Source organism: Dactylosporangium sp. CA-233914, from assembly GCF_050942935.1.
In the GTDB taxonomy this organism is placed as follows: Bacteria; Actinomycetota; Actinomycetes; order Mycobacteriales; family Micromonosporaceae; genus Dactylosporangium.
Window position 1 is genome coordinate 5350425 of sequence record NZ_CP192030.1, and the last position, 22604, is coordinate 5373028.

Annotated in this window: 22 protein-coding genes; 18 read left to right on the plus strand and 4 right to left on the minus strand. The window is 68.1% G+C overall.

Going from position 1 to position 22604, the window contains the following annotated elements; all coding sequences use genetic code 11:
* The first annotated feature begins 348 nt into the window (after positions 1-348).
* On the plus strand, positions 349-2931 hold the full coding sequence (locus tag ACQPY0_RS23535) for a M14 family metallopeptidase (RefSeq protein ID WP_432992478.1): 2583 nt from the start codon (positions 349-351) through the stop codon (positions 2929-2931).
* Here the strand turns inward: ACQPY0_RS23535 and ACQPY0_RS23540 are convergent.
* Positions 2900-4279: an acyltransferase family protein gene (locus ACQPY0_RS23540; RefSeq protein WP_432992481.1), complete on the minus strand. Its 1380-nt coding sequence runs from the start codon at positions 4277-4279 to the stop codon at positions 2900-2902. The two genes, ACQPY0_RS23535 and ACQPY0_RS23540, sit on opposite strands and share 32 nt — an antisense overlap.
* A 218-nt stretch (positions 4280-4497) precedes the next feature.
* Between ACQPY0_RS23540 and ACQPY0_RS23545 the strand changes: the two genes are divergently transcribed.
* The 4 genes from ACQPY0_RS23545 (at position 4498) to ACQPY0_RS23560 (ending at position 7342) form a co-directional block, all read left to right on the plus strand.
* Positions 4498-4872, plus strand: coding sequence for a hypothetical protein (locus tag ACQPY0_RS23545; protein ID WP_432992484.1), 375 nt, complete (start codon positions 4498-4500; stop codon positions 4870-4872).
* 214 nt (positions 4873-5086) lie between these two features.
* A complete protein-coding gene (locus ACQPY0_RS23550) occupies positions 5087-6058 on the plus strand; it encodes a DUF1152 domain-containing protein (RefSeq protein ID WP_432995356.1) in 972 nt (323 codons plus the stop codon).
* Between the two features lie 315 nt (positions 6059-6373).
* The gene (locus ACQPY0_RS23555; protein WP_432992487.1) at positions 6374-6778 is read left to right on the plus strand and encodes a hypothetical protein; all 405 of its coding nucleotides are present in this window, start codon (positions 6374-6376) and stop codon (positions 6776-6778) included.
* A gap of 66 nt (positions 6779-6844) precedes the next feature.
* A complete protein-coding gene (locus ACQPY0_RS23560) occupies positions 6845-7342 on the plus strand; it encodes a phosphoribosyltransferase (protein WP_432992489.1) in 498 nt (165 codons plus the stop codon).
* Between the two features lie 89 nt (positions 7343-7431).
* Here ACQPY0_RS23560 and ACQPY0_RS23565 read toward each other — a convergent pair whose 3' ends face one another.
* Complete coding sequence (locus ACQPY0_RS23565) at positions 7432-7734, minus strand: hypothetical protein (RefSeq protein ID WP_432992492.1); 303 nt, start codon at positions 7732-7734, stop codon at positions 7432-7434.
* A 51-nt stretch (positions 7735-7785) separates the two neighbouring features.
* On the opposite strand from ACQPY0_RS23565, the gene ACQPY0_RS23570 reads away from it, so the two are divergent.
* The 4 genes from ACQPY0_RS23570 to dmpG all read left to right on the plus strand — a co-directional run bounded on the left by ACQPY0_RS23570 (position 7786) and on the right by dmpG (position 11005).
* A complete protein-coding gene (locus ACQPY0_RS23570; protein WP_432992495.1) occupies positions 7786-8055 on the plus strand; it encodes a putative quinol monooxygenase in 270 nt (89 codons plus the stop codon).
* Positions 8056-8304: 249 nt separating this feature from the next.
* Positions 8305-9015: a 2-keto-4-pentenoate hydratase gene (locus ACQPY0_RS23575; RefSeq protein WP_432992498.1), complete on the plus strand. Its 711-nt coding sequence runs from the start codon at positions 8305-8307 to the stop codon at positions 9013-9015.
* 35 nt (positions 9016-9050) lie between these two features.
* Positions 9051-10001 carry an acetaldehyde dehydrogenase (acetylating) gene (locus tag ACQPY0_RS23580; protein ID WP_432995358.1) on the plus strand — a complete coding sequence of 317 codons (951 nt, stop codon included), beginning with the start codon at positions 9051-9053 and terminating at the stop codon, positions 9999-10001.
* A 41-nt stretch (positions 10002-10042) separates the two neighbouring features.
* On the plus strand, positions 10043-11005 hold the full coding sequence (gene dmpG / locus ACQPY0_RS23585) for a 4-hydroxy-2-oxovalerate aldolase (RefSeq protein WP_432995360.1): 963 nt from the start codon (positions 10043-10045) through the stop codon (positions 11003-11005).
* An 83-nt stretch (positions 11006-11088) separates the two neighbouring features.
* Here the strand turns inward: dmpG and ACQPY0_RS23590 are convergent, their stop codons facing one another.
* Positions 11089-12537 carry an MFS transporter gene (locus tag ACQPY0_RS23590; RefSeq protein WP_432992501.1) on the minus strand — a complete coding sequence of 483 codons (1449 nt, stop codon included), beginning with the start codon at positions 12535-12537 and terminating at the stop codon, positions 11089-11091.
* A 369-nt stretch (positions 12538-12906) separates the two neighbouring features.
* Entirely contained in the window at positions 12907-13518 is a 612-nt protein-coding gene (locus ACQPY0_RS23595) for a TetR/AcrR family transcriptional regulator (RefSeq protein ID WP_432992504.1), read from the minus strand.
* Positions 13519-13635: 117 nt separating this feature from the next.
* Here ACQPY0_RS23595 and ACQPY0_RS23600 point away from each other — a divergent pair, with 117 nt between their 5' ends.
* The 9 genes from ACQPY0_RS23600 (at position 13636) to ACQPY0_RS23640 (ending at position 22445) form a co-directional block, all read left to right on the plus strand.
* Entirely contained in the window at positions 13636-14406 is a 771-nt protein-coding gene (locus tag ACQPY0_RS23600) for an IclR family transcriptional regulator (RefSeq protein ID WP_432992507.1), read from the plus strand.
* 345 nt (positions 14407-14751) lie between these two features.
* Entirely contained in the window at positions 14752-15642 is an 891-nt protein-coding gene (locus ACQPY0_RS23605; RefSeq protein ID WP_432992510.1) for a VOC family protein, read from the plus strand.
* A 76-nt stretch (positions 15643-15718) separates the two neighbouring features.
* Positions 15719-17077, plus strand: a complete 1359-nt coding sequence (locus ACQPY0_RS23610; RefSeq protein WP_432992513.1) for an aromatic ring-hydroxylating oxygenase subunit alpha — start codon at positions 15719-15721, stop codon at positions 17075-17077.
* Between the two features lie 13 nt (positions 17078-17090).
* On the plus strand, positions 17091-17636 hold the full coding sequence (locus tag ACQPY0_RS23615) for an aromatic-ring-hydroxylating dioxygenase subunit beta (protein WP_432992516.1): 546 nt from the start codon (positions 17091-17093) through the stop codon (positions 17634-17636).
* Positions 17637-17678: 42 nt separating this feature from the next.
* Positions 17679-17993 (plus strand): bifunctional 3-phenylpropionate/cinnamic acid dioxygenase ferredoxin subunit, encoded by a 315-nt coding sequence (locus ACQPY0_RS23620; RefSeq protein ID WP_432992519.1) that lies wholly within the window; start codon positions 17679-17681, stop codon positions 17991-17993.
* Between the two features lie 15 nt (positions 17994-18008).
* Positions 18009-19280 carry an NAD(P)/FAD-dependent oxidoreductase gene (locus tag ACQPY0_RS23625; RefSeq protein ID WP_432992522.1) on the plus strand — a complete coding sequence of 424 codons (1272 nt, stop codon included), beginning with the start codon at positions 18009-18011 and terminating at the stop codon, positions 19278-19280.
* Between the two features lie 126 nt (positions 19281-19406).
* Entirely contained in the window at positions 19407-20255 is an 849-nt protein-coding gene (locus ACQPY0_RS23630; RefSeq protein WP_432992525.1) for an alpha/beta fold hydrolase, read from the plus strand.
* On the plus strand, positions 20255-21103 hold the full coding sequence (hcaB, locus tag ACQPY0_RS23635; RefSeq protein ID WP_432992528.1) for a 3-(cis-5,6-dihydroxycyclohexa-1,3-dien-1-yl)propanoate dehydrogenase: 849 nt from the start codon (positions 20255-20257) through the stop codon (positions 21101-21103). Before ACQPY0_RS23630 ends, hcaB begins: the two co-directional genes overlap by 1 nt.
* A 43-nt stretch (positions 21104-21146) precedes the next feature.
* Positions 21147-22445 carry an MFS transporter gene (locus ACQPY0_RS23640; protein WP_432992531.1) on the plus strand — a complete coding sequence of 433 codons (1299 nt, stop codon included), beginning with the start codon at positions 21147-21149 and terminating at the stop codon, positions 22443-22445.
* Positions 22446-22604 lie beyond the last annotated feature (159 nt).

The following is a 22604-nucleotide window of genomic DNA, read 5'->3' on the forward strand; positions in this document are numbered from 1 at the left end:
GCCGCCGCCGGTTCTTGAGGAAGGCTTGCGGATGCCGGCGCGTCAGATCTGGGTTCACAGCTGCTCGCAGCCGCCCGTGCGCGCCGCTCCCGCACCCGGACTGCGCGCACGGACCGCTTACCGCCGGGCAGACGTAGATGTTGTCAACTACGTCAATTCCGCATACATGCAGGTATGTCCAGCTTTCGCTGGCCATCCGCCGACAGCATCGCAACTCAAGTGATCGTCAAGTCCGGGCCCGGTCCAGCCCAGACGCGCTATTCCATAGATAACGTCACGACGCACCGCCGCCCGCCGCAACGCAGGCGGTGCGACACCCCATCCATTCGCAATCATCGGAGGACGCCGATGATCCACCGGCACCGGGCGGCAGCCGCCGCCCCCGTCATCATCGCGCTGGCGATGGCATCGTCACTTACCGGCTGGCTGGGCCAGTCGCCGAAGTCGGTACCCAAGCCCGAGTCCGTGCTCGGATGGAAGCCTTGCGCCGACTACAAGCTGTCGACCTACGAGCAGATCACCGACTACCTGCGCGCGGTCGACAAGGTCAGTGATCGCATGAAGATCGTCGACCTCGGGAAGACGTCCGAGGGACGTACCCAGATCATGGCGATCGTGTCCTCACCGGAGAACCTCAAGCCGGAGAAGCTGAAGAAGTACGCACAGATCTCCCGCGATCTGTCCCAGGTCAGCGTGAATGACGGCAAGGCCCAGCAGCTCGCCAAGGACGGCAAGACCATCGCCTGGGTCGACTTCGGCATCCACGCCACTGAGGTGGGCCCGCAGCAGGTTGCCCCCCAGTTCGCCTACGACCTGGTGACCAGCGAGACGCCGGAGGCGAAGTCGATCCGCGACAACGTCATCACCCTGCTGGTGCCCAACGTCAACCCGGACGGCGGCACCTCGGTCCCGAAGTGGTACATGGACCACGTCGGCGGGCCCTACCAGGACTCCACCTACCCCGAGCTGTACCAGAAGTACTCCGGTCACGACAACAACCGTGACTGGTTCATGTTCAATCTGCCCGAGACGCGCAATCTTGGCCAGGTGCTGTTCCACGACTGGCTGCCCCAGCTCGTCTACAACGCCCACCAGACCGCGAGCTACCCGGCCCGGATCTTCATCCCGCCGTTCAAGGACCCGTCGAACCCGAACATCCCGCCGGAGATCATCCGGGGCATCAACTCGATCGGCGGCGACATGACCCTGCGGCTGGACCGCGAGGGTAAGGAAGGCGCGGTGTCGCGCCAGCAGTACGACGGCTGGTGGAACGGTGGCCTGCGCTCGGCGCCCGCCTTCCACAACCAGGTCGGCATCCTGACCGAAACCGCGCACGCGTCGGCGACGCCCGCCTTCAACGACCCGGCGAAGTTCCCGGCGACCTTCCCCTACCAGGGTGTCTCCACAAAGGAACCCTCGGCGTTCTACCCGAGCCCCTACAAGGGCGGGGAGTGGCACCTGTCGCAGAGCTGCGCCTACATCGAGACCACCGAGTGGGCCCTGCTGCGCGCGGCGGACCTCGACCGCGAACAGTGGCTGTACGGCTCCTACCGGATGGGCAAGCAAGCCATCGCGGCGGGCGGCGACACCGCCTACGTCATCCCGGCCGACCAGGCGGACTTCCCCACCGCCACCAAGATGGTCAATGTCCTGCGGAAGGGCAATATCCGGGTGGAGGTCGCCAAGTCCTCGTTCACCGTCGGCAACCGGCAGTACCCGAGCGGCAGCTTCATCGTCCGCGAGGCGCAGCCCTACCGTCCCGATGTCGTGGACCTGCTCAACCCGCAGACCTACCCCGACCGGCGCAACCCCGACGGCTCCCCCGAGCGGCCCTACGACATGGCCGGCTGGACGCTGCAGTACCAGATGGGCGTCACCGTCGACAAGGTGAACACCAAGCTCAATGTCAAGACCGCTGCGGTTGACACCGCCGCGGTACCGCAGAGCACGATCCCGGCGAAGGCGGGGTACGCCTACGCCCTCGACGCCCGGCAGAACGACTCGTTCACCGCGGTGAACAACCTGCTGCAGGCGGGTCAGAAGGTCACCCGCACCACGCAGGCGGTGAAGACCAGCCTGGGCGAGTGGCCGGCCGGCACCTTCCTGATCCAGAGCCGTACGGGCACGGACGCGGCGGTCAAGCAGCAGGCCCTCAAGCTCGGGATCACCGTCGCCGCGGTCGACACCGCGCCCGCTTCGACGATGTCGGTGTCCCTGCCGCGCGTCGGTCTGTACCACGGCTACCCCGGCAACGCCGATGAGGGCTGGACCCGTCTCGTGCTGGAGAACTTCCAGTTCCCCTACCAGCGGGTGCACGACAAGGACGTCCGGACAGGCAACCTGCGCGACAAGTACGACGTGATCGTGCTGCCCGACGCCAGCTACAACAGCATGCTCAACGGCGCACGCGCCGGTTCACTGCCACCGGAGTACACCGGCGGCATGACCCAGGCCGGCGTGGACAACCTGGTCAAATTCGTGCAGGCCGGCGGCAAGCTGGTGACCGTCAACGATGCCACGGAGCTGGGCATCCGTGCCTTCGGGCTGCCGGTCACCGACGTCACCAGCGGCGTGCCCAACACCAGCTACTACTCGCCCGGTTCGGTGGTGGCCAACACTGTGCAGGCCGGCCACCCGCTGACCTACGGACTGCCGGCCAACCTGGACGTGTACTCCGACGGCAGCCCGGCGTTCGCCGTGCAGGCAGGCGCGCAGAACGTCACGGCCCCGGTGAGCTACCCGGCCGGCGGGCTGCTGCGCAGCGGCTGGCTGCTGGGCGAGAACGTGATCGCCAACCGCAGCACGGTGGTCGACGCCAAGGTCGGATCCGGGGACGTCGTGCTGCTCGGCATGAGCGTCCAGCACCGGGCGGAGGCGCACGGCACGTTCAAGCTCCTGTTCAACTCGCTGTACCTCGGCGGCGAACACTAGCGGCACCATGAGACGAGTTCGGGGCCGGGGCGGTGCGACCGCGCCGGCCCCGAACGTCGGGGTCCCGCGGTTCACCGGTGGATTCCGCCGGGCGGGGCTGGCCGTACGCGAGCAGCACCAGCGAGCAGCCCAGCGCGAGCACGGCCGTGATCCGCCCGGCCGATCCGGCGCCGTTGAGTGCCACGCCGTGCTGCCAGACGTAGCAGATCGCGGCTGCGGCCAGTGCGGTGCCGGCGAGGGCGGTCGCCGGCCCGGTCCGGGTGCCGAGGGCGGGCAGGCGGACCGTCTCGAACCGGTGCCAGAGCCGGGTCAGCACGATCAGGATGAGCGCGCAGTTGGCCAGCCACAGCGGGCGGATGAGCCACCAGTGGATGCCGGCGCTGGGCAGCGTCAGGTCGGGCAGCAGGAGCCCGGCGCCGACGAGCAGCACCATGGCCGGCAGGTGCCAGAGGTAGACGGTCATCAACGGGGTGTTGGCGTCGTCCAGGAAGCGCCGCCAACGGTCGGTGGCCAGTGCCGGGGTGAACCGCCGGCCGAGCCAGGTGATCGCGGCGAACTGGGCGACCGCCAGCGCTACCAGCGCGCCCGTCGGTGGCGCGAGGTTCGATACCGGTACGTCGCTGAGCCCGATCATCGAGGGCGGGTACGGTCCGGCCGCCACCATGAACACGCAGGCGGCCACGGCGGCCAGTCCGAGCGCCGCCAACGTCAGGGACCGCGCGCGGCGCAGCACGCCGAGCGCGTATCCGATGCCGAGCTGGTGGGCGAAGAGCCAGACGAACGCGTAGTTGAGCACGACGACCCACTCGTGTCCGGCGAAGCGCAGCGCGTCGACGGTCAGCGCCGCGGCGGCGAACGCCACCGGCACGGCCGCACCGAAGCGTCGCTGCGCCGCGACCATCGCGGGGGCGAGCGCGAGTACGACCAGGTACACGGCGAGAAACCACAGCGGCTTCACCGCCGACAGGCTCACCGCTTGGCCGATCTGCGGGTAGCCCAGCGCGCCGGCCGACGTCGCGACCAGTGCGACGACAGCCACCAGCACGGCCGCCGGCACGACCAGCCGCCCACCGCGAACCGCGAGGTACTGCGCGTAGCGGCCGCGGTACGCGGTGGCGACCGCGGTGTTGGCCACGCCACCGGCGAGAAAGATCACCGGCATGACCTGGATGAACCAGCTCGCCACCCAGGCGACCGGACCGCTGGGCAGGATCTCGACCCGGATATCGCCGTCGCGGGTGGTGATCAGCGGCGTGAGCCAGTGCATGAGCACCACGACGGCCATCGAAGCAACCCGCAGCAGATCGATGAACGGGTCGCGAACCGACCGGACGGTAGCGACAACCATGCCAGTAATCGTCGAAAACTCCGCCGCCGATGTCGGTAGCGCCGACCCCCGAAAAGCTCGACCGGATGGCACCCCGAAGTCGCCGGGGGTAAACCCCACCGCCAGGCCGGCCTTGCACGCGGCGCAACGGTGTAGTCCTTCCCGGCTTCGCCGGAAAGATCGACATTGGCGGTTGGAAGGCGCACAATCTGCATACCGATGCGTGGGGGAGGCCGCCGATGAGCCGGACCGTCGAGTTCACCGTTCGCGCGGCCGACGTTGCGGGCTTGCGCTGCCCGCCCGTCGCTCTTACCGACGGTAGTCCCGACCCGGTCCGCGTCGCGGTGCCGGTGCGCGGGCTGGACGGCGTGGTCGACCTGCCGCTCGACGGGCGGGTGGCGGCCCGCGTGCAAGGTCTGCTGCGGTTCCGGCGCTTCGGGTTCCGAGTGCTGATGCCGGCGTTCTGCGTGGTCAACGCGGCGTTCATCGCCGCCCAGGTGCTGACCGACCTCGCTGAGTCGCAGCTCGACTGGCGCCTCGGCTGGGTCGTGCTCGGCTTCAACGCCGTCGTCCTGATCGTGGCGGCGGCGGGAGCCGCCGAGTATGCGCGGTGACGTCATCGTGGTGCCCGCGGTGCCAGGCACTGCAGCACCTGAACCAGGCCGGCGTCGTAGCCGTGCGCTGATCGCCTCCCGGCCGCGGCACGGACGGAAAAGCGAGCCCGTGATCCTCGACGGCCGCGCCTCGGCGGTCGCCTCGTCGACGCCGCCCCGGGTGCGCTGCTCTGCCCGACCGGCGCCGTCTGACATGGCCGATCATTGAGCGGTGATGAACTCCGGGGCGTTCTCGTTGGCCGTTCCGCCGCTGTTCGCCGCGCTGGCCCCGGCGCGCAGCATCCTCATCGCCGGAGCGGGCGGGGGGTTCGACGTGTACGCCGGCCTGCCGCTGGCGTTCGCGCTGTGGCCCGGCGGTGCGCAGGTGCACCTGGCCAGCCTGTCCTTCTCCGAGCTCGAACTGATCGACCGGGGCGCGTGGGAGGCGGAGCACGTCGCGGCGGTGCGGCCGGACACGGCCAGCCCGGACTGGTACTTCCCCGAACGAACGCTCGCCCGGTGGCTCGCGGCTCACGAGCTGCCCTCGACCGTGTACGCCTTCCCGCCGCTGGGCGTCCAGCCGTTGCGGGAGGCGTACCGGCACCTGGTCGAACGGCTGAACATCGACGCGGTGGTGCTGGTCGACGGCGGCACCGACGTCCTGCTGCGCGGCGACGAGAGCGATCTCGGCACCCCGGTGGAGGACATCACCAGCCTCGCCGCCGTGGCCGCGCTGGACGTGCCGGTCAAGCTGGTGACCAGCCTCGGCTTCGGCATCGACGCCCACGACGGCGTCAACCACGTCCAGGTGCTGGAGAACCTTGCCGCGCTCGACCGCGACGGCGGCTACCTCGGCGCCCTGTCCATCCCGGGATCCAGCCGGGAGGCGGCGCTGTACCGCGACGCCGTCGCCGACGCCCAGGCCGCCACCCTGGACCGGCCGAGCATCGTGCAGGGGCAGATCGCCGCCGCCACCAGCGGCGCGTTCGGAGACGTCCGGTTCACCCGGCGCTCCGGCCGCGGCGACCTGTTCGTCAACCCGCTGATGGCGATCTACTTCACCGTCGACCTGGACAAGCTCGCCGCCCGATGCCTGTACCTCGACCGCATCGAGAACACCGTCGGCCGGCGGCAGGTCATCGGGCGCATCCAGGCGTTCCGCGACGAACTGCACAGCGCCCGCATCCCCCGCGCGTATCCCCACTGAACGAGGAATCGTCAAGTATTGACAGATCCCGCTTATTCGCGGGAACCTCCTGCGCCGCGACAGAGGGCCCGGACAAGGCCGTCAACGGCAGCGTCACCGGCGGCAACATGCTCCGGGGCCTAGCTGCCTCGACCTCGGCGCGAACACCACGCACCCGGTGAACGCCCCGGGCCGCTACGTCAAGCTCACGGTGGGCACGCCGACCCAGACGCGCATCCACGAACTGCGGGTATTCGGGTGAGACCGGAGGGTGATTCCCCGGTTCACCCGGTAGCGGCGGGATCGGCGGGGGCCGATGAGGCTTACGGTCGTGGCATGCCTCCGGAACTCGTCCGTCCGTACGTGCGGGTGATCCCCATCGCCTACATCCCGCCGGCCGCGCCGCGGCGCTCCACCGTGCCGCCGCGGCCGGTCCCGGCCGTCTACCGCCCGCGCCACCACGCCGACTTCATTGCGCCCCCGCCCCGGCCGCCCCGGCGACGACCCGCCCGTCGCCGGGGCCCGGCCCTCGCCTGGGGCGCCCTGCTGGTCGCCCTGGCCACCACCGTGGTCAGCCTGCGCCCCGGCGAGGAGCGGCAGAGCCTCGCCCCGGTGCCCGCCGCCGAGTCGGCCCGGCTGCAGACCGCCGTCGTCCCCGCCCCCTCGGCGGACGCGGTGGTGCAGCACCAGCGCCGGCCCGCGACCCACCCCGACGCCGCGTCCCGCCCGCCCCACGCGTAAGGGTTCCCGCCACCCGCGCCTTGTATGCTGCCGTTCCCGGAAGAACGCGCACAGACGGGCGGGCACATGCGACAGCGGGAACGCGAAGTGCTGGACTGGCAGACGTTCGGCGCCGCGGCCCGCGAGCTGGCCCAGTGCATCGCCGACGACGGCTTCCGGCCCGACCTCGTGCTCAGCGTGGCGCGCGGCGGGCTGCTCGTGGCGGGCGCGCTGAGCTACGCGCTGGACGTCAAGAGCATCCACATGCTCAACGTGTTGTACTACACCGGCGTCGACCAGCGCCTCGACGCGCCGCTCATCCTCGACCCACGGCCGGACCTCAGCGAGCTGTCGGCGGCCCGGGTGCTCATCGCCGACGACGTCGCCGACACCGGCGCCACGCTGGAAGTCGTGCGCGACTTCTGCGCCGGGCGGGTCGCCGAGGTGCGGTGCGCGGTGCTCTACGAGAAGCCGCACTCGACCGTCACGTGCGAATACGTCTGGCGCCACACCGACCGCTGGATCAACTTCCCCTGGTCGAGCCTGCCGCCGGTGACGGACCCGGCGGCCCCCGTCACGGGCTGAGGCCGGGCGCGGCCGCGGCACGAGCGTGGGGGAGCCGGACGGCAGCACCGAGCGCTGCTACATCGTGGCCGACATGACCAGCGGCGCGATCAAGGGCTGACCCGCCCCAGCAACGCGCGCGCCCGCTCCCGCTCGGCCTCGCAGGCGTCGTCCAGGTCGTCGGGCAGGGGCACCCGCAGGCAGGCGGTCAGGGCCGCCTCCGCCTCCACGGGCCGGTTCTGGGCCGTCAGCAGCTCGCCCAGGCAGCACAGGGCGCGCACCCGGGTCACCGGGTCGACGGCTGCCTCCGCCGCCGCGACCGCCTCCCGCAGCACCGCCTCAGCGCGCGGCAGGGCGCCGCGGTCGAGCAGGTGGAGGGCCTTGGTCAGGAGTAGCGTTGCGGTCCGCGGCACAGGATCATGATGGCAGGGAGAGCGGACGTGGCGTACGGGTACATCGGGTCCATGAGGACGAAGGCGGGGCACCGCCAGGACGTCGTCGACATCCTGCTCAGCGGCGTCGACGGGCTGCGGCGGGTCGGGTGCCTGCTCTACGTCGTCGGGGTCGTCGACGAGGACACGATCAGCGTGTACGAGGTGTGGCAGAGCAAGGCCGCCCACGACGCCTCGCTGCAGTTGCCGGAGACCCGTGAGGCCATCGCCCGGGCCATGCCGATGCTCACCGGGGAGTTCTCCAGCCAGGAGATCACCGTCCTGGGCGGGCTGGGGATCTGACCGCGCGGATCCTGCGCATCACCGTCCGAAGTGGACGATGGCGGTGGACCGTGCCCTTCGGCAATGCGGGTCTGTGGCCACGGCGTCAGCGTACCGCTGGGTGGAACGATCCGATTGCTGCCGTTGTCGAAACACTCGACCCTTGTGCTCATGAGTGAGTCTCCCCAGAGTCGCATCGACTCGGCCGCCGTCACCGCGGCTGCCGACCGCCTCCGGGACGCTGCCATGGAACGCCGGCCCACCCGGCCCGTGCGGGACCTGATCGGATCCGATGACATCGTCGCGGCCTACGCCGTTCAACGCAGACTGGCGGCCGAACGCGTTGCCGCCGGCGCAAGCGTCGTCGGCCGCAAGATCGGGCTGACCTCCGAGGCGGTCCAGCGACAGCTCGGTGTGGATCGCCCGGACTTCGGCCTGCTCTTCGACGACATGGCCTACGACGGCGGCGACACGGTGCCCTACGATGCTGTGCTGCAGCCGCGCGTCGAGGCCGAGATCGCGTTCGCGCTCAAGGAAGACTTGGCCGGCGGCCCGCTTGACGCCGCGCAGATTCGCGCAGCGATCGACTACGCCTCACCCGCGCTCGAGGTCTGCGGCAGCCGCATCCAGGACTGGGACATCACCTTCGGCGACACCGTCGCCGACAACGCCTCGGCCGGGGCGTTCGTGCTCGGCCCGCTGCGCAAGAAGCTCGATCAGGTCGAGCCAAGGTCGGTCGACATGCAGATGGCCATCAACGGAAACGTGGTCTCGACCGGCAACGGCGCGGCCTGCTTGGGTGACCCGATCGATGCGGTCGTATGGCTGGCGCGTCAGGCTCGCGAACTCGGCGAACCGCTGCGAGCGGGACAGGTGATCCTGTCCGGGGCGCTGGGGCCGATGCGGCCGGTCGGACCCGGCGACCGCGTCACCGCCACGATCACGGGACTCGGCAAGGTCTCGGTCACGTTCGGCCAGTAGGGCTGCGTACGCGGCAGCCAGTGAGGACATCCATGATCAAGAAGAAGGTCGCCATCATCGGGTCGGGCAACATCGGGACGGACCTGATGATCAAAGTGATGCGGACCAGCCGGCATCTCGAGATGGGCGCGATGGTCGGGATCGACCCCAACTCCGACGGGCTCGCGAGAGCAAAGCGGTTCGGGTTCGCCACGACGCACGAGGGCGTCGACGGACTCATCGAACTCCCCGAGTTCGACGACATCGAGATCGTCTTCGACGCGACGTCGGCCAAGGCGCACAAGTACAACGCCGGCAAGCTGCAGCCCCTGGGCAAGCGACTCATCGACCTCACGCCGGCCGCGATCGGGCCCTACGTCGTTCCGGCGGTCAACCTCGCCGAGCACCTCGACGCGCCGAATGTCAACATGGTGACCTGCGGCGGCCAGGCAACGATCCCGATGGTCGCGGCCATCAGCCGAGTCGTCCCGGTGCCGTACGCCGAGATCGTCGCCTCGATCGCGTCGAAGAGCGCCGGTCCGGGCACACGAGCCAACGTCGACGAGTTCACCGAGACCACCGCGGCGGCGGTCATGGCGGTCGGCGGGGCTCGGCGAGGCAAAGCGATCATCATTCTCAACCCCGCCGAGCCGCCGCTGATCATGCGGGACACGGTCTTCGCCCTGGTCGACGCGGCCGACAAGCACGTGCACGCCGAGATCCGGCGCTCCGTCGAGAAGATGGTCGCCGACGTGGCGGCCTATGTGCCTGGTTACCGGCTCAAGCAGCAGGTGCAGATTTCCGAGATCCCGCACGACATGCCGCTCGAAACCCTCCTCGAGCCCGATGCGCGGCGGCCGACGCACCAGGTGTCGGTGTTCCTCGAGGTCGAGGGCGCTGCGCACTACCTGCCGGCCTATGCCGGCAACCTCGACATCATGACGTCCGCCGGCCTGCAGGTGGCCGAGCAGATCGCCGCTCGTCATGCCCAGGAGGCAGCCGCGTGAGCACCTCGACCTTCATCCAAGACGTCACCCTTCGCGATGGAATGCATGCCGTACGCCACCGAATCGGCCTCGACGACGTGCGACGCATCGTCACCGCGCTCGACGCGGCAGGCGTCGACGCCATCGAGGTCGCCCACGGAGACGGGCTGGCCGGCTCCTCGATCAACTACGGGCCCGGATCCCACACCGACTGGGCATGGATCGAGGCGGCCGCCGACGTGCTGCGCAACGCCCGCCTCACCACGTTGCTGCTGCCCGGCGTGGGCACGATCCACGAGCTGAAGACCGCGTGGGACCTCGGTGTCCGCTCGGTCCGGGTGGCCACACACTGCACCGAGGCCGACATCTCCGCCCAGCACATCGCGGCGGCCCGCGAGATCGGGATGGACGTCTCCGGATTCCTCATGCTGTCGCACATGGCACCGCCGGAGGAGCTGGCCAGGCAGGCGAAGCTGATGGAGTCGTACGGCGCCCACTGCGTCTACATCACAGACTCCGGCGGCCGGCTCACGATGAACGACGTCGTCGCGCGCGTGCGCGCCTACCGCGACGTGCTCGAACCAACCACGGAAATCGGCATCCACGCGCATGAGAACCTCTCGCTCTCCGTCGCGAACTCGGTCGTCGCCGTCGAGAACGGGGTCTACCGGGTCGACGCGTCGCTCGCCGGGCACGGGGCGGGCGCGGGCAACTGCCCGATCGAGGCGTTCATCGCGGTCGCCAACCTGTCCGGCATCAAGCACGGGTGCGACCTGTTCAAGCTGCAGGACGCGGCCGACGACATCGTCCGGCCGCTGCAGGACCGCCCAGTGCGAGTGGACCGCGAGACCCTGACGCTGGGCTACGCCGGCGTCTACTCCTCCTTCCTCCGCCACGCCGAGAACGCCTCCCGCCAGTACGGGGTCGACGTCCGGGACATCCTCATGGAGTGCGGCGCCAGAAGTCTCGTCGGCGGCCAGGAGGACATGATCATCGACATCGCGCTTACCCTCGCCGCCGGCTGATCAGGCGATCTCGTTCGAGGCACGGCCGGCTGCGCCGCGGATCGCGGCGCAGCCGGCCGTGTCGCCGGGCGCATGTGTCGCCGTTAATTGACCGCAGGTTGGGCGGCGAGGACCGAGCCGCGGCGGGCCGTCATGCAGACAACGGCAACCACCAGGTCGCAGATGCCAGCGACCGCAAAGCAGATGAGGAACCGATTCTCCGTCGGTACGCCGGGGAGGCCCGCGACACTCTTCGACTGAAGGATGCTCGAGTACACGGCCGGTCCGAGCGCGCCCGAGATGGTGAGAATGATGCCGATCATGCTCGTACCCATACCTGCCAGCTCCCGCGGCACTGCGTTCTGGATCGAACCGAAGAGACCGACCCCGACCAGTCCGCCGCCGATGCCGTAGATCGATGCTGCGAGGACGAAGGATGATCCGCCGGAAATGCCGGTGATCAGGAAAGCCGCAGCCGTGGCGTGACAGATCGCCCCGACGCCGGCGACGAGCAGCGGGCGGGTACGTGCTGCCAGCAGTCCACCGACGATTCCTCCAAGTGCGCCGAGGATCGAGTACGGCAGGAGCAGCAGCCCGGTGTCGAGCGCGTCATAGCCGAACCCGTACCCGGCCGTGGCAGGCATCTGCACGTAGAACGGGATCAGGAACGTGACGGACTGAATCGCCATCCCAATGGTGAAGCCGGCGAGCACGGTTCGCGCAACCGTCCCGGACCTGAGGAGCGCAAGATTGAACACCGGTGAGGCGGCGCGCGACTCCAGGAACGTCCAGGCCACGGCGCCCGCGATGCCCAGAGCGGCAAACCCGATCGCCTTCGGCTCGGTGAGTCCCTCGGCGGCGGCACTCTTGATCCCGTACAGCAGCGCCACGATCCAGGCGACGAGGCCGGTCAGGTTCACAATTGCGAACCTCGCGCTGCGATCACGCTCGCTGCCGGGGATGACGGCCCAGGCAAGAAGTGCGACGACTGCGTACACCCCGGTCGCCCCGAGGAAGAACTCCTGCATCGAGATGTGACTCAGGGACAGGCCACCGGCTACGAGACCCGCGCCGGCTCCGAGTGCCTGCGCCACCTGGCTGACGGTTACCGCAGTCCGGGTGGCGGCCCCGCGTAGGTGCCGACGCAGTGTCCCGACGCCGACTTGGCCGGTCGCAGCGCCGAGTCCCATGGTGGCCGCCCCGGCGAGGAGCGCGGGATAGGTTCCGAAGACTCCCGGGATGGCCGTGCCGAGGGCCAGGATTGCGGCGCCGAGCGTCGCCGCACCGCGATCCCCGAGGACATCCGCAGACCGCGGCAGCAGGATCGTGCTGACGCCGCCGCCGAGGAGCAGGAGTGTCAGGACCCATGCGACGTCGCCGACCGACAGGTCGAATTCCTGCTGGAGGACGGGCAGGAGCGGCGTGAGCATGAACATCACCGCGCTCGCGCTGAAGCCGATGAGCGCTGTGACGGCGATCAACGGACCCCGCCCTCGCGTCTGGCTGTGCGTCTCAGGTCGGGGCGCGGTCGTACGAATGGCATCATCGGTCATTGCTCGGTCCTTCTGGTCGTGTGACTGCCTTGCGGCGTCACCCCCGGTGTCGCGTCAGCTGATCCCGACGCGCGCTCGACGGGCCGGCCGTTCCCCGGCTCCGGCCGGCGGACGTAGTATGTGATCGGCGCCACTCGACGGGCGAGCAATGCGTTCCAGCAGGAGGAACAGCGCGGCGAGTTGCTGAGGCGCCGCGGGTGGAGGGTCGTTACGTCCGCACCCTGGGACGTGGCCGACAAGCGGTGGACGCTGGTCGAACCGCTGCCGCCGAAGCCGAAACGCGGTGGTCGGCCGGAGCGGCGCCCGAAGGTCCATTGTGGATTGTGCCCGTTCCGCCTGGCGGCGACGGGGCTTTGACCGGCCTGAGCCTCAGCGCTCGATCAGCCCGTCGAAAATGACGCGAAGCGCGCGCTCGGCACGCGCATGCTGGTGTGCTGCATCGACATCGGCGCGGGACTCGAGGGCGACGATCACACCGCTGATGAGGGTGACGAGGTCCTCGGCGCCGATGTCCCGGCGAACGGAGCCGGCCGCTTGTGCCGCTTCGAGGAGCCTTCCTGCCGCCTTGACCACGACCGCGTTACCCCACTCGGCGTTAGCGGCGGGATCGGTCTCCCGTAGACCCTGTGACATCAGGGTCGCCAAGACTCCACGCGCTTCGACGCTCAAGGCGACAAACTCGCGGAGCCACTCGAACAACGCCTCCGTTGGCTCCTCGGCGTCTGCGAGCGCGAAGGCGTGCTCGGCGGAGCGGGCTGTGCGGTCGCGATAGACCCGTTCGAACAGGTGCATGCGGCTGGGGAAGTGCCGATAGAGCGTCGCAGGTCCGACGCCCGCCTCGCGAGCTACTTCCTCCAGCACCACTGAGGGGCCGTCCCGCGCGATGAGCAGTTCGGCCGCGCGGAGGATCTGTTCAACGCTGCGCTGCGCATCGGCGCGCGGGCGTCGCCGCCGTGTCGGCGCTGCGGCGCTCTCCGCCACCAAACTTCTCCGTCCCGCTTGCGCTTGTGACTGACGCCACCCTACACTGCTCTACTCTACACTAAATGAGAGTTAACTATCAGTTACGTGGGAGTCTAGCGCTGACAAGGAGGAGCGATGTCCAGTAACGAAGTCAACGGGCACTCGCCGGACACCTCGGTTGGTAAGGGTCTGACGGTCCTGGACGCGTTGTCGCGCTCGCGCCTGCCGCTGGGGGTCTCGGACATCGCGTCTCGAACCGGCATGGCGAAGTCCACCGTTCATCGACTTTTGAACGCGATGATTGTGCACGGCTACGTCTCAAAAGAAGGTGAGCGGTACTTGCTCGCCGAACGGGTCTTCGAACTTGGGCATCGCGTGCAGGTGGGTCCAGCAAAAGGGTTGCGAGAGTTTGCCGCACCATATGTCGCCGACCTGTTCGCCGCCACTCGACAGACCATCCATCTCGCCGTTCTCAGCGGCACCGAAATCCTCTACATCGACAAGATTTCCGGAGTGGGCGCGCCGAAAATGGCGACCCGGATCGGCGGAAGGCGCCCCGCCTATGCAACAGGGCTCGGGAAGGTTCTCGTTGCCTTTGCGCCTGCGGCCGAGGTAAAGCGGAACCTTGAAGGAAAATTCCGGCGGTTCACCGCGTACACGGTTCCGGACGCGCAGAGAATGCTGCAGTCGATGGCAAGGGTTCGGGAGACCGGCTTCGCCACCGACAACGAGGAGTCATTCCTCGGTGTCACCTGCCTTGCCGCGCCCATCTGGTCGCCGGACGGGACCCGGGCCGTGGCGGCGATCTCATTGTCATGCCCGGTGGCGGGCCATTCGCCAAGCCGGTTCAAGACCGCGCTGATGGGGACGGCGGACCAGCTCTCCGCGGCGTTGAGCCAAGGCTGAGTCGCCGAGTTCGACCGAGCCGGGCCGAGGTCCTCGTGGACGTGGTTCGGGACCGTCTGTTCTTCGGGGAACACATCCGGCCGAAATCGAAATCGAGATTTCCTGTCAGGCGACGGGTCGTGGAGCATCTTGGCCTACGGCACCGGCCGCCACTCGGTCCGCGACTTTCTGCCGCAGGGCTCCGGTGACTCGCCGGCCTCCTGGAAAAGCGTCCTGATTCTGCCTGATGGAACAACTTCGTTGCGCAGCTCCACCGGTGCGTAAACGATATCGGCGTTCTGCAGGTCGCGCTTTTTCTGGCGAACTTTTCAGGAGTCAGCGTCTTTCATCCGCAGGAGGATTTTCGTGGGGTACATCAAAGCTCTCGGCTATATCGGAATTGGGGCGAAGGATCTTGACGCGTGGCAGGAGTTCGCCACGGAGATCCTCGGTCTGCAGGTCGTGCGCGGAGCGGACCTGCAGAACGTCGAGACGCTGTTCCTCCGTGTGGACTCCCGGCACCATCGAATCGCTGTGCGTCCCGGAGACGACGAACTGACCTATGTGGGGTGGGAGGTCGCCAGCGAGGCTGACCTGGACGCCCAGGTCCGGGACCTGGAAGCGGCGGGTGTCGCGGTCACGGAGGACCCCCGGCTCGCTGAGCTGCGAGGCGTCGGCCGGCTGGTCCGGTTGCAGGATCCGGCCGGTTTCCAGCTCGAACTGTTCTACAGCGCAGCCGTCGTGTCAGCAGCCTTCGTCTCGCCCACCGGCGTCCGGTTCGTGACCGAGGATCCCAAGGGCAACGACCTGGGCCTCGGACACATCGTCCTCGTGGCGCCGAACCTCGACGAGATGCTCGACTTCTATCTTCGAGTCCTCGACTTCAAGGTGAGTGACTACATCACCTTCAAGCCGATCGTCCTGACCTTCACGCACGTCAACCCCCGCCACCACTCGCTGGCCTTCGGCCCCGCCCCGGAGGGGCGCAAGCCGTTCATCAACCACTTCATGCTTGAAGTCGACGACCTCGATGGGGTCGGTCGGGCTCTCGACCGGGTGCGGGCACGTGAGATCTCGCTGACGGCGAGCCTGGGCCGGCACACGAACGACGAGATGCTGTCGTTCTACATGCGCTCGCCCTCCGGGATCGGCGTCGAGTACGGGACATCCGGCAAGTTGATCGACGACGAGACCTGGACCGTCACCAACTGGGACGCGGCCCAGTTCTGGGGCCACGACCGCAGCCACACCCATTGAGTGCGGCGCCCGTACTCGACAGCGGTCCTGCCCGCATGCCGCAGCTGATCGGACCTGCTCATTGAAGGGAACGAACGTGAAGGAAACCACGAGCCTGGCGGATCAGCTCGACGAGCTCGTCTCGGTCGAGCGTGGAGAGATCGACAGGCGCATCTTCAGCGACCAGGAGATCTTCGACATGGAGATGAAGCACATCTTCGGTCGTGCCTGGCTCTTCCTGTGCCACGAGACCCAGATCCCCAAGCGCGGTGACTTCTTCGAAGCGCCGATGGGATCGGACAACGTCCTTGTCGTCCGGCAGAAGGACGGCAGCATCAAGGCCTTCCTCAACACGTGCTCGCATCGGGGAAACGCGGTGTGTCGCGCGGAGGAAGGCAACGTCCGAAACTTCATGTGCACGTACCACGGCTGGACGTTCGGCCTCGACGGCGAACTCATCGGCGTGCCGGGCAAGTCCATCTTCTACAAGGACAAGCTCGACCTGTCCAGGTATCCACTGCGGAAGGTCGCGCAGCTCGACTCCTACCGGGGGTTCGTCTTCGCGACGTTCGACGAGACCGCGCCGCCCCTCGAGGAATACCTCGGCCCGACCGGACGGCTCGGGCTCGACCTCCTCGCGGAACGCGGGGACATCGAGGCGGTCCCCGGTGTCCAGAAGTTCGTTGTCAAGACGAACTGGAAGTTCACGGTGGACAACGTCTTCGACTACTACCACCCGCAGATCACCCACATGTCGGCGTTCGCGGTCGGCCTTATCCCGGCGCCGCCCGACGACTTCGTCGAGGGCGGAGCGATGACGGAGACCGGCGCGAATCTCGAGGTCCCGTTCCTGCCCACGGATCTGCACAACGTGGTCATGGTGGGCGAGTACGGCCACGCCATCTCGGGACCGGACCAGGACTCCTTGGAGGTGACCGCCGGCGGCCGGGAGCCGTTCGCCTGGCGGTACAAGCCCGAGACGCAGGAGAAGCTCGGGCGCCACGGTAGCCGGGTGGCGGGTCACCCGCACATCTTTCCGACCACGTGGGTCAATGCGGGTGGGCAGCTGAGCCTTCGCGTGCCGCGCAGCCCCGGTGTCACCGAGATCTGGTGGTTCTCCTTCCGGGACAAGAATGCCTCGCCCGAGCAGAACGCTGCGACGCTGAGCGCACAGATTCACTTCTTCGGGCCGGCCGGACTGCTTGAGCAGGAAGACGGGGAGAACTGGGCCCAGTCGACCCTGCAAACCCGCGGCACGGTCAGTCGCGAAGTACCCCAGCTGCTCAAGATGGGCCTGGGGACTTCGGAGATCATCAAGGACGACGGTCTCGCGATCATCGACGCGCCGATCAACGAACACGCCCAGCTCTGGACGTACCACGCGTGGCGTGAATGGCTCCGCAACCCGACGTGGGAGGAGCTGCGCCAGCGCACGATTCCGGGCGACCGGCTCTGAAAGGGAGAGATCGATGACTACAGAGGCAGCCGCCCCGGCCGTGAACCAGGCTCTGGAGGAAATGCTGCTGCAGCACGAGGTCGAGCAGTTCTACTACCACGAGGCTGCGCTGCTCGACAGCCACCGATACGAGGACTGGGTACGGCTGTTCACCGACGACACCCACTACTTCATGCCACTGCGGCGGACGATGACCAGACGCCAGCTGCACCTGGAGTTCACGCAGCCCGGTGACATGGCCTACTTCGACGAGAACAAGCAGTTCCTTGAGATCCGCGCCCGGAAGTTCGCTACCGGGACGTCCTGGGCGGAGGATCCGCCGTCGCGGACCCGGCACCTGATCACGAACGTTCGGATCGCTGAGCAGTCAGGTGCCGAGCTGGTCGTGCACAGCAACTTCATGCTGTACCGAACCCGTCTCAAGGAGGACGTCGACCAGTGGGTCGGGCGGCGGGAGGACACGCTGCGCCGGACCGAGGCCGGGTTGGCGATCGCCAAGCGCTGCATCTACCTCGACCAGACGATTCTCCAGTCGGCCAACCTGAGCAACTTCTTCTAAGCCGCACCTTCCGACAAGCCACGAACGAGAGTCAGTCCACCGATGCCTTGGATCCGCGCATGTTCCGTTGCGGAACTCGATGACGGCGACGCGCTTCAACTCAACACGACGCCCCCGATCGCCGTGTTCAACGTCGAAGGCGAGTTCTTCGCCCTGAACGACACGTGCACCCATGGTCAGTCGTCACTCGCCGACGGCTACGTCGATGGGGATCAGATCGAGTGCGCATGGCACTTCGCAAAGTTCGACATCCGGACCGGCGCGGTGCTCACGCCGCCGGCCACCATCCCGCTGTGCACGTACAAGGTCCGCGTCGAAGGCTCCGACGTCATGGTCGAGATGCCCGACAGGGACTGATGATCGAGGTGAGTGATGGACAAGCCGACCTGCGTCATCATCGGCGCTAGTGCCGCTGGTGTCGCGACCGCCGTCGAGCTGCGCAGGCGCGGATACCCGGGAGCAGTCACGCTGCTCGACGCCGACCCGAACATTCCCTACGAGAGACCGCCCCTGTCCAAGACCCTCCTTGGCGCCGGCTCCCGGGGACTGGTTCCGATCCAACCTGCCCACACGTATCGCGACCTTGACATCGAGCTGCGCCTGGGCGAGAAGGCGACAGCAGTCGACCCCACGGCGCTTACGGTGCATCTCAGCGGAGGTGAGGTCCTTCCCGCGGGCCGCGTCGTGCTGGCTACGGGGCTGTCGCCTCGGCGGCTGCAGGTCGCCGGGGCCGACGCCGAGAACGTGCTCTCGCTGAGGGACGCCTCCGACGCGAGCCGGATTGCCGAAGAGCTGGCGAGCGGGGGACCGCTGGTGATCATCGGTGCCGGTTTCATCGGGTTGGAGCTGGCGGCCGTGGCCCGCGAAGACGGCATCGACGTCACGGTAGTCGAGGCGCAGGCTCAGCCGCTGAACAACGCCGTCGGCGCTGACGTCGCGTGCCTCCTGACGCAGCTGCACCGCCGTCACGGCGTCAAGCTCTTGACCAGCGCCACCGTCGCAGCGTTCGCCGGCTCGGCGGGGCGTGTCGAAGAGGTCCGGCTCACCGACGGACGCCGCCTGCCGGCATCGACCGTAGTCGTGGGTGTGGGGGTGGAGCCGCGCAACGAGCTGACCGTCTCGGCCCGCATCGAGGTGGATGCACACGGTATCCCGGTGAACGAGTTCGGTCAGACGAGCCGGGCCTGGATCTACGCGACCGGCGATGTAGCCAGTCAGCCGCACCCCGAGCTGGCTCGTCGCGGTCGTATCGAGCACTGGGATGCGGCGCAGCGGCACGGCGCGGCGGTCGGAGCCACCATCGCCGGCGTTCCCGCCAGGTACCGGGAAGCACCTTATGCCTGGTCCGATCAGTACGGAGCCACCCTGCAGATTGTTGGGCGTCCCCGACCCGATGATGACCTGGTGCTGCGCGACGGAGCGTCGCCGAGCGAGTTCCTGGCCTTCTGGATTCGTGATGGATACGTCGGGGCAGTCGCCGGCATGAAGGCGTCCCGTGACGTCGGCGTCGTGAAAAGGCTGATGGCTGCTCGGGTCCCGGTCGACCGCGCGGACCTGGCGGGTCGCGACCTTGATCTGCGCGGACTCCTCAAGCGGCACCAGAAGGGTGTCCGGGCGACCGCTGGATCCGAACCAGCCGGTTAGTCGCACCAGCCCGAACAGAAGTCCGCGCTACGACACGTCCCGATCAGATGACGAAGACATGATCACGCGTCACTTGGCACTCCGGCTCGGCCCGTGTCCCAGTGCGCCCATCGGAAGGCAGCTTCAATGACCACAGAGATCACGTACGACTCGACCTACCGCCTCATCGACACCGTGGACTATCAGATCCAGGTGAACGAGGCGGGCGAGGGACACCCGGTCCTCCTGATCCATGGCACCGGACCAGGTGCCACGGGCTGGTCCAACTTCGAACCGAACATCCGCGAACTGTCGTCCTCCTTCCGTTGCATCGCGGTCACGATGCCGGGTTGGGGTGACTCCAACCCGCAGAGCGTGAAGACCGGACGGGACCAAGGCCGTGCGGTCGTGCAGCTGATGGACGCCATGGGGATCGACCGGGCCGCTTTCGTCGGAAACTCCATGGGCGGCGCCATCGGCATGGTGATGGCGACCGAGCATCCACAGCGGGTCTCACACCTGGTCACCATGGGTTCCGGGATCTGGGGCGTGAATGTGCTGACGCCGGCAGGTGTGTCGGAGGGGATGCAGGCGATCTTCAACGCCTACGAGGATCCGTCTCCCGAGAACTTCCAGCGGCTTGTGAAGATCATGTGCTTCGACTCCTCGTTCGCGACGAGGGAACTCGCCGAAGAGCGGTCGCGGACGGCGCTGAGCAAGCCGGAGCACTTGCAGAACTGGCTTGAGGTGATGAGAGCCGGCGTGGGCGCCACCGGCTTCCTGGAGGCCGGCCAGAAGATGGCACGGTCGCAAGTCCCCACGTTGATCATCCATGGCCGCGACGACCGCACTGTGCACTACGAAATCAGCCTTCGGGCCCACGCCGTCATCCCTGATTCCAGGCTCCTCATGTTCAACCGCTGCGGTCACTGGGCCCAGCTCGAACACGCAACCGAGTTCAACGCCATGGTCAAGCACTTCCTGGAGCGCCACTGATGTCATCGTCGCGCGCGACGGAGGCACCCGGCACCACCAGTACCAAATCCGGTCGCCTCGCGGGACTCTCCACTCTGGTCACGGGGGGCGGGTCCGGTCTCGGCCGCGCCATCGTCGAGCGCTACATCGCTGAGGGCGCTGTTGTGACCGTGCTTGAACGCTCGCCCGGCAAGCTGCGCGATCTGGTCGCATCGTACGGTGACAGCGTCTGCCCAGTGCAGGGCGACGTCACTTCCGGCGACGACAACATCGCCGCCGTCGAGGCGGCTCTGAAGGCCTTCGGGGGACTCGATACCTTCGTGGGAAACGCCGGCTTGTGGGACTTCGGGACGCCACTGCTGCGCATGAGCATGAACGACCTCGAGCAGGGATACCGCGAACTGTTCGACGTGAACGTCAAGGGATACATCGTCGGGGCGCGCGCTGCTGCCGGGGCGCTCACCGAGCGGCGTGGCTCGATGATCTTCACCCTGTCGAACGCCGCCCTCTTCCCCAGGGGTGGCGGAGTCCTGTACACCGCTTCGAAGCACGCCGGCGTCGGGGTGGTTTCCCAACTGGCCTATGAGCTCGCGCCGCACGTGCGCGTCAACGCCGTAGCGCCGGGGGGCATGGCGACCGACCTTCGGGGTCCCCGCGCGATGGGGCTCGGCGAGCAGTCCATCACCGACATCCTGCCCGTTGAGGACCAGATCAGGCAGTTCTCCGCCCTGGACGTCGCACCCCGTGCCGAGGACTACGTCGACCCGTACGTCCTTCTTGCCGCGCGCAACGAGTCAAGGACCGTGACCGGGGTGGTACTCGACATCAGCGCGGTCGGGACACCTCGCCGTCCCGACGCCGCCTCGTAGCAGCCCCCGACGTGGCCAACCCAGGAACGAGGAGACGCACGACATGAGCGAACGCCGACCGAACCGGCGCCGGACGGTCGCCGACCCGCTGGACGAATCGGTACCTGTCGGCCGTGTGTCGACGTGGGCACCCTTCGCTCACACGGCGTTCAGAGTTCTGTTCGTCGCCCAGCTGGTGGCCAACGTCGGACGGTTGATGCAAGCGGCGGGATCCGCATGGAGCATCGAGGAGCATGGTGGCTCCGCACTGCAGGTGTCACTCGTCCAGACGGCCACGTACACGCCGCTGGTGGTGCTGGGCCTCGTGGCCGGTACGCTCGCCGACCGCCTGGATCGCCGCCTGCTTCTCCTGGCTTGTCAGGCGTGGATGGCGCTGAGCGCCACTGCCCTGTTCGCTGTTTCGCTGGCCGGATGGTCCGACCCGGCCGTCGTCCTCGCTCTTACCTTCGCGATCGGCCTCGGCACTGCACTGGCCGCGCCGACGTGGGCGGCAATGCAGCCCGCGTTGGTTCCACCGCACCTGATCGGCCGCGCGATCGCCCTGAACGGGCTCACGTTCAACGTTGCACAAGCTCTTGGCCCTGCTCTTGCCGGCGTGGTCATCGTGGCACTCGGTACCGAGTGGGTCTTCGCGATCAATGCCACCACGCTGTCCTGCACCGTCGTGGCGCTGCTGGCATGGAAGTCTCCTGTCGCGACGCAGCGTCCGGCGGAGTCGTTCATGGCGGCATTCCGCGCCGGGACCCGTTTCATGGGTACTGCTCCACAGCGCCAGATCCTGACGCGGTTCGCGATCTTCTTCATCCCGGCAGCATCGGTGATGGCACTGACGCCGGTGCTCGCCTCAGACCGCCTGCGCCTCGCCGGCGGAGGCTTCGGGGCCTTGATGGCGATGTTCGGTGCCGGCGCAGCGCTGTCTGTGGTGATCTGGCCTGCGGTCGAGCGCCGCGGCGAAGAGTGGGGAATCGCGGCATCGACCGTCCTGCTGGCTGTAGCGCTCGCTGTCAGCGCGGTCGTCACGCAGCCGGTGATCGTCGCCGCCGCGTTGCTGGCGGCCGGGATCGCGTTCACGCTCGGCAGCACCAGCGCCGTTGTGGCCGCCCAGAGAGTGGTCGAAGAGCCGATGCGGGCACGCGCGATGGCCACCTACGTTGTGACGTCGGGGGCGGTCGTCGCTGCGGCGAGCGCTGTGTGGGGCGTTGTGGCGAAGCTCGGGGCCGAGAACGCACTTGGGATCGCCGCTGTCTTGGCGGTGCTCAGCTTCCTCGTCCGGCGCCGTTGGCCGCTTCCAGCCCGGGTCGAGCCGTCCGACAAGAGGATGGAACCGGCTGTCGACTCCTGACTCCGCCCGCCAGATCCGCGACACCGCCGTCCGGTTCAGCCCCACCGCCTTGTCCGTCGACCGGGTCGGCCGGTGACCGTCCTGATTGGACGGCAGCGCTTTCGAGCGTTTTCGTGATCACGGCCTTGCCCTGCGCGTCGCCGATCTTGCGCGGCGCGC

Coding starts and splice junctions, on each gene's coding strand:
- ACQPY0_RS23550 (WP_432995356.1), top strand. CDS start 5,087: ATGAACTCCGGGGCGTTCTCGTTGGCCGTTCCGCCGCTGTTCGCCGCG.
- ACQPY0_RS23620 (WP_432992519.1), top strand. CDS start 17,679: ATGCCTTGGATCCGCGCATGTTCCGTTGCGGAACTCGATGACGGCGAC.
- ACQPY0_RS23555 (WP_432992487.1), top strand. CDS start 6,374: ATGCCTCCGGAACTCGTCCGTCCGTACGTGCGGGTGATCCCCATCGCC.
- ACQPY0_RS23625 (WP_432992522.1), top strand. CDS start 18,009: ATGGACAAGCCGACCTGCGTCATCATCGGCGCTAGTGCCGCTGGTGTC.
- ACQPY0_RS23590 (WP_432992501.1), bottom strand. CDS start 12,537: ATGACCGATGATGCCATTCGTACGACCGCGCCCCGACCTGAGACGCAC.
- hcaB (WP_432992528.1), top strand. CDS start 20,255: ATGTCATCGTCGCGCGCGACGGAGGCACCCGGCACCACCAGTACCAAA.
- ACQPY0_RS23630 (WP_432992525.1), top strand. CDS start 19,407: ATGACCACAGAGATCACGTACGACTCGACCTACCGCCTCATCGACACC.
- ACQPY0_RS23600 (WP_432992507.1), top strand. CDS start 13,636: ATGTCCAGTAACGAAGTCAACGGGCACTCGCCGGACACCTCGGTTGGT.
- dmpG (WP_432995360.1), top strand. CDS start 10,043: ATGCATGCCGTACGCCACCGAATCGGCCTCGACGACGTGCGACGCATC.
- ACQPY0_RS23570 (WP_432992495.1), top strand. CDS start 7,786: ATGAGGACGAAGGCGGGGCACCGCCAGGACGTCGTCGACATCCTGCTC.
- ACQPY0_RS23640 (WP_432992531.1), top strand. CDS start 21,147: ATGAGCGAACGCCGACCGAACCGGCGCCGGACGGTCGCCGACCCGCTG.
- ACQPY0_RS23615 (WP_432992516.1), top strand. CDS start 17,091: ATGACTACAGAGGCAGCCGCCCCGGCCGTGAACCAGGCTCTGGAGGAA.
- ACQPY0_RS23540 (WP_432992481.1), bottom strand. CDS start 4,279: ATGGTTGTCGCTACCGTCCGGTCGGTTCGCGACCCGTTCATCGATCTG.
- ACQPY0_RS23560 (WP_432992489.1), top strand. CDS start 6,845: ATGCGACAGCGGGAACGCGAAGTGCTGGACTGGCAGACGTTCGGCGCC.
- ACQPY0_RS23545 (WP_432992484.1), top strand. CDS start 4,498: ATGAGCCGGACCGTCGAGTTCACCGTTCGCGCGGCCGACGTTGCGGGC.
- ACQPY0_RS23535 (WP_432992478.1), top strand. CDS start 349: ATGATCCACCGGCACCGGGCGGCAGCCGCCGCCCCCGTCATCATCGCG.